Origin of the sequence: Spirochaeta thermophila DSM 6578, from assembly GCF_000184345.1 — a bacterium.
Taxonomy (GTDB): domain Bacteria; phylum Spirochaetota; class Spirochaetia; order Winmispirales; family Winmispiraceae; genus Winmispira; species Winmispira thermophila.
Genome location: NC_017583.1, coordinates 2,502,755 through 2,515,362 on the forward strand (window position 1 = coordinate 2,502,755; position 12,608 = coordinate 2,515,362).

A 12,608-nucleotide genomic window follows, 5' to 3' on the forward strand; every position below is an offset into this window, starting at 1 on the left:
AGCGGTAGGAGCAATGACGGAAAGAGAAGTGGTGATCAAGAACAGGGCAGGAATCCATGCACGACCTGCCACCCTGCTGGTGAATACGGCGAACAAGTTCTCCTCTCAGATCTTCCTCGAGAAAGACAGTGAACGCGTGAACGCGAAATCCATCATGGGAATCATCACGTTGGGAGCGGGGTACAACACGAAACTCCGGATCATCGCCGACGGCGAGGACGAGGAGGAGGCCGTGAAGGCATTGGCGGAGCTCTTCGACAAGAAATTCGAGGAAGAATGAAGTGGCTATCCCTCTCTCTGGGAGTACTCATCCTCCTTTCGGCATGTAGCCATCCGTCCACACCCAGCCTCCTCCTTCGAGAGGAAGGTGGTGTGCTCGTATGTGAACTGCCCCTTGAAGAGCGACGGTACATTCTCTCTCTCCTCGAGAAGGGCTTCTCATCGAAGATGATCCTCAGACTCCGTACCACTCGATGGCCGCTTCCCTTCCTCCCCTCCACCCTTTGGGCCGAGGAGAGGAGGCTCAGGATGCTCCCCGAGGGAGAATGGGTGGTGGAGACCGGGGACGGGCGGAGGACGTCGTATCCATCGGAGGAGCTCTTTCTCCGGGATGCCTTCCGCTTCTCGATTCCCCGCTCCCTCCTCACGGGGGGTGGTGCACTCATCCGCGTGGATGTCGAGAGAGTGGCGCTCAGTCCACCTTTCACCATCATCCCTTCGCAACTGAGGAGAAGGGATCTCGCAGCTTATGACACCACCGTGCCTTCAGGGGCTCTGCCGTGAGGATACCCGGATTCTTCTTCTCCCGTCGCACCCTCGTGAGTCTCATCCTCACCTACCTGCTCATGGTCGTCCTCATGTTCCTCCTCGCCCACAGAGCCATCACCCGCATCCCCTTCTCCACGGGGCCCGCCGGAACCTTCCTCCTCCTCTCGGGGCTGGCCTTCTTTCTCGCCGTGCTGGTCGTCCTCGGCGCCTATGTGGTGAAGGCCCTTCAGGAAGTCCGTGCCAGGAAGCCCGGGATATTCCTCAAGCTCAGGCTCATCCTCCTCTTTTCGTTCCTCACGCTCGTTGCGAGTGTGCCTCAGGGACTCCTCGCCATCAACGTGATCAGGGAGGTGATCGGAGGATGGTTCCAGATGGGGGTCACCGAGGCTCTCCAGTCGGGGGTGAACTTCGCGGTCTCGTACTACACGGAACGGGTGGAACTCCTCGGCAGGGTGAACAACCATCCTCTCTATCTCGAATCCCTCCAGCAGGACGAACCGGAGAAAACCTGGCGTCTTCTCCGTTCGCTGTATCAGGAGATCTCCTCCTTTGAAATCATACAGGAGGGGAGAAGAGTCTTCTGGGCAGGAGAGCCCTCCCTCCTCCTTTCCAGTCCGGAAGAGGAGGAGAACCTCACCAGCCCTGTGACGAGAGAATCGATCGAAGGTCTCACCGTCCTCCGCGTACGTCGGGTCTTCGAGAGAGACTCCACCGTCTACCTCGCCGTCATCAGCCTCTCGATGCCTCCCTGGTACGTGGATCAATCGAACCGCCTCACCGAGCTCCGCGACCGCTTCCTCCTCCTCGATCGCTACCAGGGCCCCTTCCTCCTCTCCCTCACCCTCTTCTACGGATTCTTCGCCCTTCCCCTCGTCTTTCTCGCCCTCCTCCTCGGGTTCCTCCTCAGCGACGACTTCCTCAAGCCGCTCATCCAGTTGGAACACGACATGCGTAGGATCGCAGCGGGCGAACTCTCCTTCCGCCCCACGTTCACCCCCAGGAGCGAGATCGCCTTCCTCATACGGGCGTTCGCCACCATGCTCACCGAACTCGAACGGAACAGGGAGAAGCTCCTCCAAGCCGAGAAGATCGCCACCTGGCAGGACATCGCTCAGCAACTCGCACACGAGATCAAGAACCCCCTCACGCCCATACGCCTCGCCGCCGAACGCATCAGACGCAAGGCCGAGGGGGTGGAGGACGAGGCCCTCCAGCGTGTCCTCGATCAGAGCACCCAGATCATCCTCCACGAGGTGAACCGTCTCACGAGACTTCTCGAGGAGTTCCGGGACTTCTCCCGTCTCCGCGAACCGACCCTGACACCTTGCAACCTGCGGTCACTCCTCTCCCACATCCTCTCCTCCTACGATGCGCCGGAGACTCCCTACCGGTTTCATCTCGACACGCCCGAGGATATCGTCATCCAGGCCGACGAGGAGCACCTCAAGCAGGCACTCGGCAACCTCATCCAGAACGCCATCGATGCCGGAGCAGGGAAGGAGCAGACCATCACCGTCCGCCTCCTCCGTACCTCACGCGACGGGAGATCCTACGCCACCATCGAGATCCGAGACGAGGGCCACGGGATACCCGAGGATCAACAGAGGCTCGTCTTTCTCCCCTACTACACCACCAAACGGCAGGGCACAGGGCTGGGACTCGCCATCGTGCAGCGCATCGTACTGGATCATAATGGAAAAATCTGGTTCACTTCAGAGGTGGGGAAAGGGAGCACCTTCTATATCGAGCTTCCGGTAGAGCCATGAACGACGCACACATCCTTGTCATCGACGACGAAGAGAACATACGCCTCGCCTTGGAGGACATCCTCACGGACGAGGGGTATACTGTCTTCACTGCCGAAGACGGGATCGAAGGTCTCCGTCTCATGGACCGATATCCCGTGGACGTGGTACTCCTCGACCTCTGGCTCCCCCACCGCGGGGGGATGGAAATCCTGGAAGAGCTCAGGGCAAAAGACCCATCCGTGGAGATCGTCATCATCTCGGGTCACGGGACCATCGAGACTGCCGTGAGGGCGGTGAAGCAAGGGGCCTTCGATTTTCTCGAGAAACCTCTGAGTCTGGAGAAGGTCCTCACCGTGGTGCGGAACGCCCTCAGGCTGAGGGAGCTCCAGAACGAAAACACGCGGCTCAGGCAGAGGCTCTACCAGGAAGACGAGATGATCGGAACCTCGCCCGCCATGCAGGTGATCAGGGAACGGATCGCCCAGAGCGCGGCCTCGGATTCGAGGATCCTCATCCTGGGTGAGAACGGCACGGGCAAGGAGCTGGTGGCCCGAGAGATCCACCGGCGGAGCAGGAGGGCTTCGGGGCCCTTCGTGGAGGTGAACTGTGCCGCCATCCCCGACACCCTCCTCGAGAGCGAACTCTTCGGACACGAAAAAGGGGCCTTCACCGGCGCCCTCTCCTCCAGACGCGGCAAGTTCGAACTCGCGCACAACGGGACCCTGTTCTTGGACGAGGTGGCGGACATGTCCCTGAGCGCCCAGGCGAAGGTCCTTCGCGTCCTGCAGGAACTCCAATTCACCCGGATCGGAGGCGAACGGGTCATCACGGTCGACGTACGTCTCATCGCCGCCACGAACAAGGACCTCGAGGGAGAGGTCAAGTCCGGGCGATTCAGAGAGGATCTCTACTACCGGCTCAACGTCATTCCCATCTACGTGCCTCCATTGAGAGAGCGGGTGGAAGACATCCCTACCCTGATCGACTACTTCCTCAAGAAGTTCACCCCACCGGGAGAGACGCCCAAGAGGATATCCCGGGAAGGTCTCACCATGCTCAAAGAATACCCCTGGCCCGGGAACATCAGGGAGCTCAAGAACTTCGTGGAACGGCTCTGCATCCTCTCGGACGAGGCGGAGATCTCACCCGAGACGATAAAGGAGTTCCTCGGAGAAGCGCTCCATGCCCGTACCCACAGCACCGTCCTCGATGAGTACTCCCACCTCCCGCTGGGCGAAGCCAGGGATGCATTCGAGAAGCGACTCATAGAGAAGAAACTCGAGGAACACGACTACAACATCTCCAGGACCGCTGCGAGCCTGGGGATCTATCCGAGCAACCTCCATTCCAAGATCAAGAAATTCGGGATAAAGATACCGAAATGAAGGAACAGCTGACGACTCGACAGAAGGAGGTTCTCTCCTTCATCCAGCGGTTCAGGGAGCTGCACGGCTATGTCCCCTCGTATCGGGAGATCGCACGACACTTCTCCGTGAATGTGCGTGCCATCTACGACGTCCTCAACGCCCTCAAGGAAAAAGGCTACATCCGTCACAGCCCCCATAAATCGAGGGCCCTCGAGATCGTGGAGGAAGACCCCCCTCCCGTGGTGTATCTCCCTCTCGTGGGAGAAGTGGCCGCGGGGAAACCCCTTCTCGCCGAGGAGCACATAGAGGGAGAGGTGGTGGTTCCGGAATCCTTCCTCCCACGCGGAGGAGGGCGTTTCTTCGTGCTCAGGGTGAAGGGAGAGAGCATGGAGGGGGCCGGCATCCTCAAGGGGGACCTCGCCATCATAAGGGAACAGGACTGGGCCGTGGATGGCGAGATCGTGGTGGCCCTGCTGGAGGAGAACGCCACCCTCAAGAGGTTCTTCAAGGAGAAACACAGGATACGCCTCGAATCCTCCCACCCCTCTTACCCACCCATCTATACCACCCAGGTGAAGATCCTCGGCAAGCTGGTCAGCATTGTGAGGACGTATGAGTAAAAAGGAACACATCTTCTTCCTTCTCGGACCGGAGACGGGCCTGAAAGAGGAATATCTTCAAACCTTGAAACAGGATCTCACGAAGACACACGGGGCTATCGAGGAGGAACACCTCTACGCATTCGAGGACACCTTCAGCGATGTGCTCCCTCGCCTCCAGAACGCCTCCCTCTTTGGTGAGCATACCCTGCTTCTCATCCACAACGCCGAACGTCTCTCCACCCAGGATCAGAATCTCCTGGGGCTCTATGCACAGAACCCTTCCCCCTCTTCCACCCTCGTGATCCTCTCCGACGAGATACGCCTTCCGCAACGCCTCGAGAAACTCGCCTCGCACCATACCAGAGAAGTCTTCTGGGAACTGAGGGAGGATCAGAAGGCACGCATGATCCATCAGACACTCAGGCGATCGGGCCGCTCCATAGAGCCCGACGCGGTCGAACTCTTCCTGCAAATGGTCTCCCCCGTCTCTTCGGCCCTTATCGAAGAGGCCTCCCGCCTCGCCTTCTTCTTTCCCGAAGGCCACACCATCACCGAGAAGAATATAGAGCGGTTCCTCTTCCATTCCAGAGAGGAGAACGTCTTCACCCTCTTCGCGCACCTCGCACGACGCGACCTCGAAGCAGCCTTGGAGTGCACCTCGGCCCTCCTCTCTCAGGCCGAGGCCGTACACCAGATCATAGGGGGCCTCCTCTGGCAGTTCAAGAGGCTCCTCATGGTCATGAGGCTCCTCAAGGAACGCTACGGACGTGAGGAGGCCCTCAGGGAAGCAGGGATAAGAGGAATGGGCTTCAAGAGGACCATGGAGACCGCTCTCCGCAACTACACCCTCGAGGAGACCCAACGTGCCATCGTGGAACTCGTCTCATGCGATGAACAGGTGAGGCTCCACCGCCGGGAGCTCCATCCTCTCATCTTCACGCTCACGCTCCATCGGATCGTACGGCATCCCCGCGCTGCTCGACCAGCCTGAGAAGGGCCTCCTTCACCCGTAAGGCGACATGCTCCGGGCAGCCCGCCACCTCCTTTATCTCCTCCGCCTCGGCTCGGGCGATCGCATCGAGCGAACCGTAGTGCGTGAGGAGCCGTACAGCCCGCTTCTTCCCTATACCTTCCACCGTCTCGAGGATGGATCCATCGATCTTCACGGCCCGTGCCCTCGCGTGGGCCGTCGTGGCGAACCGGTGGGCCTCGTCCCTCACGTACTGTAGGAGCCTGAGAGCGGGACTGCGTTCCTCCAGGAGGAGAGGGGCAGAGGCGTGCGGGAAAAAGATCTCCTCCCGCTGCTTGGCGAGCCCCACCAGCGGAATATGGGATAGGCCGAGGGCATCGAGCACCTCCCTCACGGCGTTCACCTGGCCCTTCCCTCCGTCTATGAGGATGAGATCGGGCAGGGGTTTGCGTTCGTTCTTGAGACGGGTGTACCGACGGGCAGTCACCTCCCGGAGGGCCTCGTAGTCATCGACGAGACCCTGAAGGGTCTTCACGCGAAAGAGCCGGTATTCGGACTTGTGCGGCACACCGCCCAGGAACTGCACCATCGAGGCATAGGGGAAGGTCCCCTGGAGATGGGCGATGTCGAACCCCTCGATTCTCACCGGAGGGACAGGCAATTCGAGCGCTTCCTGGAGCGCGAGCACGGCCTCGGGATTCCCCTTGATCTTGAGGTGTCGTGCGAGCTCCTCACGGGCGTTCTGTACCACCAGGTTGAGGATGGGATGCCCCTCCCCTTCCCTTATGAGCCTGATCCCGAACTTCCCGGCGAGGTAGGGAGCGAGTATCTCTTCCTGTGTCCCCTGGAAGAGGTGGAGTTCCTCCGGAAGGGCTATGTCCGCGTCATAGTACCGCACGAGGAAGTTCGAGAAATCCTCGTCGTCCTCGTCGAAGGCGTGGGTGACGTAGGCATCCCGTCCCACCAGCTTTCCGTCCCGCATCTTGAAGACCACGAAGCACGCATACGGCTCCTCCCTCACATAGGCGGCATAGTCCCTCTTCTCGCGAGCGAAATCCACCACCTTCTGCTCGTTCTTGAGGATCTCCTCCACGGCCTGGAGCGCGTCCCGATAGCGCGCCGCGGTCTCGTAGGCGAGGCGTGAGGCCGCTTCCTCCATGCGCCCCTTGAGGGAGGTCTGGAGATCCTCCACCTCTCCCGAGAGGAGGCGGGCCACGTCCTCCACCCTCGCGAGGTAATCCTCCCGGGAGATCTTGTCCACACAGGGCGCAGGGCACCGTCCGATGTGGTAGTAGAGACAGGGATGGGCCCGCTTCCTGAGAGGCCCCCGACACTTCCTCAAGGGGAAGAACCGATCGATGAAATCGAGATAGAGATCGAGGAGATGGGCGTTCCCGTACGGACCGAAATAGCGTGACCCGTCGTGGACGATCTTCCTGGTCCTGAAGACCCGAGGGAAATCCTCGGCCGTGAGACGTATGACGGGATAGCTCTTCCCGTCCTTGAGGTCAATGTTATACTTCGGTTGGTACTTCTTGATGAGCGTGTTCTCGAGCAGCAGGGCGTCGTACTCCGTATCGGTGACGATCCACTCGATGCTCCTCACCCGCCGCATGAGGTGGGTGGTCTTGCGATCCTTGGTCCCCGAGATGTAGGAGCGCAGGCGGTTCCTGAGCACCTTCGCCTTGCCCACGTAGATGACCTTCCCCTCCTCGTCTCTCATGAGGTAGACCCCGGGAGAAGAAGGAGCCGCCTCCACCTGTCGAAGGATATCCCCAAACCCTTTGTAGCTTTCGCCATCCATTCCGATATATAATGTAGCAAGGAACGATGAGAATAAGAAGCGTACTCTTTCTGTCGGTGGGGCTTCTCGGTGCAGCCGCCGAGACGTGGGGCATGGAAGAGATCCTCCGTCTCGGATCGGAAGCGATGCCGTGGAACACCCTCCTGGGGGAAGCACACCGGGTGGAACTCACCACCGCTGAGATCCAAGGACAGGTACGCGTCACAGGAGTGACGCTCTCCACCCGTGAGGCTCCCCCGGAGGACGCCCACCTGTTTCTCTCCTTCGAAAACGGCGTGGTCGAGGACATCACCGGTCACTTCGAGGTCAGGACCGACCTCACGCCCCGGGAGGTCTTCGCACCCGAGGGAACGTACGCCCTCGCCGTGGAGCAGGGCAAGAGTCTCCGGATCTTCACCAGGAAGGAGACGATCTTCTCCCCGGGAAAGGAGTGGGGTCCCTCCACCATCCAGTTCTGGGTGAAGACCGCCTTTTTCCAGGACCAAGGGGTCCTCTTCAACTGGACGGGACTCGACGCCTCCCGGGGGATCCCCCAGCAGATCGTCTGCCGGATGGAAGAACGGCATATCGGATGGAGCTTCATCAATGTCTTCAGGGATCCCGACGGATCCCTCCACTCACTCTCGCTCACCTCCAGGTCCATACTCCTTCCCGACCGGTGGTACTTCGTTCAGATCACCTACGATCCCGCCACAGGGATCCTCATCCTCCTCATAGATGGAAGGATCGAAGCCGTCACTCACGCCACCCCTTCCCGAGACGAAGAGACCCCTCCATTCCAGCTCTCTCTCGGGGAGATCTCCCAGGAGCCGATCCGTATGGGTGAGGGCTTCACGGGTTTCCTCGACGCGGTGGCCGTCCTCCCCCGCGCCGTCGGCCCCTCGCCCTTCTTTCCCACCCGTCACCTCGAAGGCTCTTTCACCACCGTCCCTGTAGATCTCGGTTTTCATGGGTCCCTCGTCACCCACATAGAAGTGGAAGCCGACACCCCGGAAGGAACGGCCGTGGGCCTTCGCTACCGAACCGCACAGGGGCCGCACGAGCTGCAGGATAGCCCATGGAGACCACTCTCCTCCCGAGACGTGAAGACGGAGACCCGGTTCATCCAGTTCTCCGTGACACTCTTTTCCGACGATCCCATCCGACTCCCGCACCTCCGCGCCATACACATTCACTACGAGCCGGACATCCCCCCGCCGCCACCGGCAAAGCTGGGAGGAGAACCCGTGGAAGGGGGCGTGCGTCTGTTCTGGAGCCCCGTGAGGGAAGAGGACGTGGCAGGTTATCGTATCTACTACGGGACGAGACCGGGGTTCTACTTCGGCAGGGAAGACGAATCCCACGAGGTTCCCATAGACGCGGGGAATGTCACCGAGTACACTATCACCGGGCTCAGGCCGGGGAGGATGTACTACTTCTCGATCACCACCTATGACCGAAGCGTACCTCCCCATGAGAGCGAGTTCTCGTACGAGATCGGAGTGCGCGCAGGAGGATTCTAGATGTCGGAGCCCACATTGCACATGAAGGCCCAGGAAGAGCGCCTCAGGAAGGCCCGGAACGCCTACCACCTCGGAGACCTCGAGACCGCCTCGAAGCTGGTCCACGAACTCCTCCATGAGGTACCCCTGAGCAGCGGAGTCCACCTCCTTTCCGGCATGATCGCCCTCCGACAGGATCGCAACGAAGAGGCGAAGGAGGCCTTCTCGAAGGCGCTCGAGCTGGGTGGGGAAGAGGCGGAGGCCCTCAACAATCTTGGCGTCATCTACCGCAAGGAAGGCGACCATCGCAAGGCGATCGAGTATTTCAGAAAGGCCCTCGCCGCGGACCCCGACAGACCGGACATCCTCTACAACCTCGCCAACGCCTGCAAGGACGCGGGCCTCTTCGAAGAAGCGGAGGCAGCCTATCGGAAGGCCCTCGAACACGATCCCCATCTGGTCTCGGCCTACAACAACCTCGCCACCCTCTATCAACAGAGAGGAGCCCTCGGCAAGGCCGTCGCCGTCCTCGAGAAGGGGCTCACGGCGGATCCCGATCATCCCACGCTTCTCTACAACCTTGGCGTGCTCTATCAGAGAGAAGGTCGATACGAAGAGGCCCGTGCATCCCTCCACCGAGCCCTCCAGAAACGACCCGGATGGGTGGAAGCCCTCAACAACCTGGGCATCGTGGAACAATCGAGGGGGCATCACGAGGCCGCCCTCGCATGCTTCAGGGAAGCACTCACCCTCGACCCGCTCCATGCAGCGGCGGCCAACAACATGGGAAGCATCCTGGCCCTCCTCGGCCGCTACAGGGAGGCCTTCGACTGGTTCGTACAGGCACTCAGAATCCAGCCGGGCTATGAGCGCGCACTCCACAACATCCTCCACCTCCTCACCTCACAGGAGGCTTTCTTCGACGTGGAACAGGAACTCTCCCTCCTGCTCCTCGAATTCCCCGGCCTCGACCAACTCAGAGTCTCCTATGCAGAGGCCCTCTTCCGCAAAGGAGACTACGACAGGGCCGAAGAGGAACTGCGCCTCCTCGAAGAAAAGGGAGCCGACGACCCCAGGATACCCCGTCTCCTGGGTATCATCTCCTTCCTCCACGGGAAGGAGGACCGCGCACACACCTATTTCGAGCACTACCGACGGCTCACCCACCGGGAGGACTACCTCCTCGACCTCATCAAGACGCTCAAAGACCGCAAGGAATACCGCGCCGCCCTCACCCGCCTCAACGAATACCTCTCCTCACACCCCGAGGATCGCAACGCCCGTCTCCTCCTCGGAGAGATCCATCTCGAACTGGGGAACATCGAAGAAGCCTTCCCCCTGCTGGAGAAGATGAGGGAGGAGACCCCCTCGGATCCCGACGTGCTCACCGCCTGTGCGAGACTCTACCAGCGAGCAGGACAGAGGGAACGGGCCATCGACCTCATCGACACGCTGGTGGGCATCCAGGGCAGCAGGGCGACGCCCGAGGACCTCACCGGACTCAACAGGAGCCTCGAACTCTACGAAGAAACGATCCAGTCCTTTGGGGATCACGACAGATCCACATGGGAGCACAACCTCAGGAAGCTCACCGATCTCGTTCGGTTGAGCGAGACCGAATGGGAGGTCGAAGCCTCTGAAGAGGAAGAAGCCCCCACCCTCCTCGACTTCGAGGAAGTGGTCGTGGAAGAGGAACCCGAACCGGAAGAAGAATCCGAAGGACCCGAGGAGGAGAACATCGCTCCCTATGTACACCTCCTCGACGAGGAAGGCCCCACCCTCCTCGATCTCGCCGACACCTCAGCAGAGCCTTTCCCCGGCACGTCCCCCTCGACCGGATCCTCGAGCGGCCCCGTCCCCCCGCCTCCACCGCAGCCCCCTCTTTCCCCACCCCTGCACCCCACCCCTGCCCAGGCCATCTCCCCCACCCCCACACCCCCCCTCCCTCCACGGCCGTCCCGCCTTCCCCACCCGTCACCCCTCCGTCACCACAGCCCCTTCCTCCGACACCACCCACCCAGACACCACCCACCCAGACACCACCCACCCAGACACCACTCACCCAGACACCACTCACCCAGACACCACCCACCCAGGCACCACTCACCCAGGCACCACCCACCCAGGCACCACCCACCCAGGCACCACCCACCCAGACACCGCCCACGCAGGCACCGCCCGCCCAAGCACCCCCCACACCTCCTCCGCCCCCATACACCCCCCCCCTCGCTCCCGCCGCTCCCCCCACCCCGCCCCCGACACCCTCCGACCACGCCTCCCCCCTCCCTCCCCCCTCCACCCCATCCCAGCCGGAACCCCGCACCCCTTCCGAACCCCCACCCCCCGCTCCACCCTCCGAAGACCCCACACGCCTCTCCTCACTCATCGCCTACCTCGAGTACCTCGTCTCCTTCCTCCCCCACGACAAGAAGGTGGAGATGGAGTCGCTCTCCTACCGCACCAAGCTCTCCTGGCTCCGCCAGTCCCTCACCACCTACACGGTCTCCGACCTCTCATCCCCCATCCGACGATCCACGTAACCCCTCGGGCATCGCCACCCACGCCAGACGTCCCTTCCTCTTCCCGTCGCACTCCCTCCACCCCTCAACCTCACAGACCACCAACGCACACCACGAAGTCTTGAGCACCACCTCACGCCCCACGAGGAACCTCACACACTCCTCCATCGCCGGGTTGTGCCCTACGAGCGCCACGTATCCATACTCATCCGGAAGCCCCCGTATGAACCGGAGGTATCCCTCTCCCGAACCAGGATAGAGGGCATCCACATACTCCACCTCCCGCCCGGGGAACAGCAACCTCGCCGTCTCCGCTGCCCGAGGCGCACTCGATGCGTACACCCGCTCCACCGGCTCCTCCGCAAGCAACGCGGCAACCCGGACCGCATCCTGAACCCCCCGGTCCTCGAGCACCCGCTCCCGGTCGTCCACCCCGGGACGGGCATTCTCGGCCTTCGCGTGTCTGCAGAGCAGTATCCTCTTCATACCTGCCTCCCTTCACGCAATTTCACCTTGAACCGCTCCCATTCCTTCCCCGAAAACCCCTCCGGCGGTTCCTCGGGAAGCTCCATCCGGGAGGAGAGGAACCGCCACTCCTTCGCAGAGAAGCGCACCGCACCCCTCACGTGCTCCTCGAACGAGGCCACCGCGAGCGGACACACCCTGCGCACGATCTCCAGGATCACCTTCGCGTACTCCCTGATCTCGTACTGGGCGTGCGGATCGAGCCTCAACCAGAGGAAACGGAACAGATTGTGGAGATCCATCTGCCAGTACCACTCCGTGTAGAGACTCAAGGGGAGGTTGATCCGCGCCAGCTCCCGTGCCACCCCTCGTTCGAGCAATCCCTCGTATCTCCTGTAGGCATCCTCCTGAAACGCGGCCATCTCCTTGCGGATCTCTTCCGCCACCTCGGGAGGAAACGGAGCCTCCTCCCTCCCCTGCTTGTTGCTCGCGCTTTGAGGAGCAAGCACCTCAGGCGACGGTACGTAGAACTCCTCCTGGAGCACGCTGTACCGACCCGAGATCTCGTTGATCCGGGCGGTCCTGTGGCGCACCCACTGTCGGGCCACGAATATGGGCATCTTCGCATGAAACGTGAACACCACCTGCTCGAACGGAGAGGTATGCTCGTTCCTCAGGAGATAGTCGATGAGCGCCTTGTCCTCCCTGTACGACTTGGTCCCCTTCCCGTAGGAGACCCGCGCCGCCTGGACGATCCGCTCGTCGCTCCCCATGTAGTCCACCAGTCGTACGAACCCCCTGTCCAGCACGGGAAACGGCTTGTCGAGGATCTCCTCGGCCTCAGGTACCACACAGTGTGCCATACGTCCCTCCATGATAGTCGC

The 12,608-nt window shown here is 61.3% G+C and carries 10 protein-coding genes and 1 pseudogene; 8 read left to right on the top strand and 3 right to left on the bottom strand.

Annotated elements, in window-relative coordinates; genetic code table 11:
• The first annotated feature begins 13 nt into the window (after positions 1 to 13).
• From SPITH_RS11435 to holA, 6 genes are read left to right on the top strand one after another with little or no spacing between them, the layout of a single operon-like run.
• Positions 14 to 280, top strand: a complete 267-nt coding sequence (locus SPITH_RS11435) for an HPr family phosphocarrier protein (RefSeq protein WP_013314963.1) — start codon at positions 14 to 16, stop codon at positions 278 to 280.
• The gene (locus SPITH_RS11440) at positions 277 to 783 is read left to right on the top strand and encodes a hypothetical protein (RefSeq protein ID WP_014625804.1); all 507 of its coding nucleotides are present in this window, start codon (positions 277 to 279) and stop codon (positions 781 to 783) included. The genes SPITH_RS11435 and SPITH_RS11440 overlap by 4 nt, the downstream gene beginning before the upstream one ends.
• A complete protein-coding gene (locus tag SPITH_RS11445; protein WP_014625805.1) occupies positions 780 to 2,534 on the top strand; it encodes a sensor histidine kinase in 1,755 nt (584 codons plus the stop codon). The genes SPITH_RS11440 and SPITH_RS11445 overlap by 4 nt, the downstream gene beginning before the upstream one ends.
• The gene (locus SPITH_RS11450; protein ID WP_014625806.1) at positions 2,531 to 3,901 is read left to right on the top strand and encodes a sigma-54-dependent transcriptional regulator; all 1,371 of its coding nucleotides are present in this window, start codon (positions 2,531 to 2,533) and stop codon (positions 3,899 to 3,901) included. The genes SPITH_RS11445 and SPITH_RS11450 overlap by 4 nt, the downstream gene beginning before the upstream one ends.
• Positions 3,898 to 4,503 carry a transcriptional repressor LexA gene (lexA, locus tag SPITH_RS11455; protein ID WP_014625807.1) on the top strand — a complete coding sequence of 202 codons (606 nt, stop codon included), beginning with the start codon at positions 3,898 to 3,900 and terminating at the stop codon, positions 4,501 to 4,503. Before SPITH_RS11450 ends, lexA begins: the two co-directional genes overlap by 4 nt.
• A complete protein-coding gene (gene holA, locus SPITH_RS11460; protein WP_014625808.1) occupies positions 4,496 to 5,476 on the top strand; it encodes a DNA polymerase III subunit delta in 981 nt (326 codons plus the stop codon). The genes lexA and holA overlap by 8 nt, the downstream gene beginning before the upstream one ends.
• On the opposite strand, the gene uvrC is transcribed toward holA, so the two are convergent.
• Entirely contained in the window at positions 5,427 to 7,259 is a 1,833-nt protein-coding gene (uvrC, locus tag SPITH_RS11465; protein ID WP_014625809.1) for an excinuclease ABC subunit UvrC, read from the bottom strand. The genes holA and uvrC overlap by 50 nt on opposite strands.
• A 26-nt stretch (positions 7,260 to 7,285) precedes the next feature.
• On the opposite strand from uvrC, the gene SPITH_RS11470 reads away from it, so the two are divergent.
• Positions 7,286 to 8,761 carry a fibronectin type III domain-containing protein gene (locus SPITH_RS11470; protein WP_014625810.1) on the top strand — a complete coding sequence of 492 codons (1,476 nt, stop codon included), beginning with the start codon at positions 7,286 to 7,288 and terminating at the stop codon, positions 8,759 to 8,761.
• Positions 8,762 to 11,518, top strand: coding sequence for a tetratricopeptide repeat protein (locus tag SPITH_RS12865; protein ID WP_014625811.1), 2,757 nt, complete (start codon positions 8,762 to 8,764; stop codon positions 11,516 to 11,518).
• Positions 11,519 to 11,544: 26 nt separating this feature from the next.
• On the opposite strand, the pseudogene SPITH_RS12870 reads toward SPITH_RS12865, so the two are convergent.
• Positions 11,545 to 11,745: pseudogene (locus SPITH_RS12870) on the bottom strand (SixA phosphatase family protein); the annotation flags it as partial.
• Entirely contained in the window at positions 11,742 to 12,587 is an 846-nt protein-coding gene (gene thyX / locus SPITH_RS11480; RefSeq protein ID WP_013314973.1) for an FAD-dependent thymidylate synthase, read from the bottom strand. The pseudogene SPITH_RS12870 and the gene thyX, both read right to left, overlap by 4 nt.
• Between the last annotated feature and the right edge of the window lie 21 nt (positions 12,588 to 12,608).

Coding starts and splice junctions, on each gene's coding strand:
- SPITH_RS11435 (WP_013314963.1), top strand. CDS start 14: ATGACGGAAAGAGAAGTGGTGATCAAGAACAGGGCAGGAATCCATGCA.
- SPITH_RS11440 (WP_014625804.1), top strand. CDS start 277: ATGAAGTGGCTATCCCTCTCTCTGGGAGTACTCATCCTCCTTTCGGCA.
- SPITH_RS11450 (WP_014625806.1), top strand. CDS start 2,531: ATGAACGACGCACACATCCTTGTCATCGACGACGAAGAGAACATACGC.
- lexA (WP_014625807.1), top strand. CDS start 3,898: ATGAAGGAACAGCTGACGACTCGACAGAAGGAGGTTCTCTCCTTCATC.
- holA (WP_014625808.1), top strand. CDS start 4,496: ATGAGTAAAAAGGAACACATCTTCTTCCTTCTCGGACCGGAGACGGGC.
- uvrC (WP_014625809.1), bottom strand. CDS start 7,259: ATGGATGGCGAAAGCTACAAAGGGTTTGGGGATATCCTTCGACAGGTG.
- SPITH_RS11470 (WP_014625810.1), top strand. CDS start 7,286: ATGAGAATAAGAAGCGTACTCTTTCTGTCGGTGGGGCTTCTCGGTGCA.
- SPITH_RS12865 (WP_014625811.1), top strand. CDS start 8,762: ATGTCGGAGCCCACATTGCACATGAAGGCCCAGGAAGAGCGCCTCAGG.
- thyX (WP_013314973.1), bottom strand. CDS start 12,587: ATGGCACACTGTGTGGTACCTGAGGCCGAGGAGATCCTCGACAAGCCG.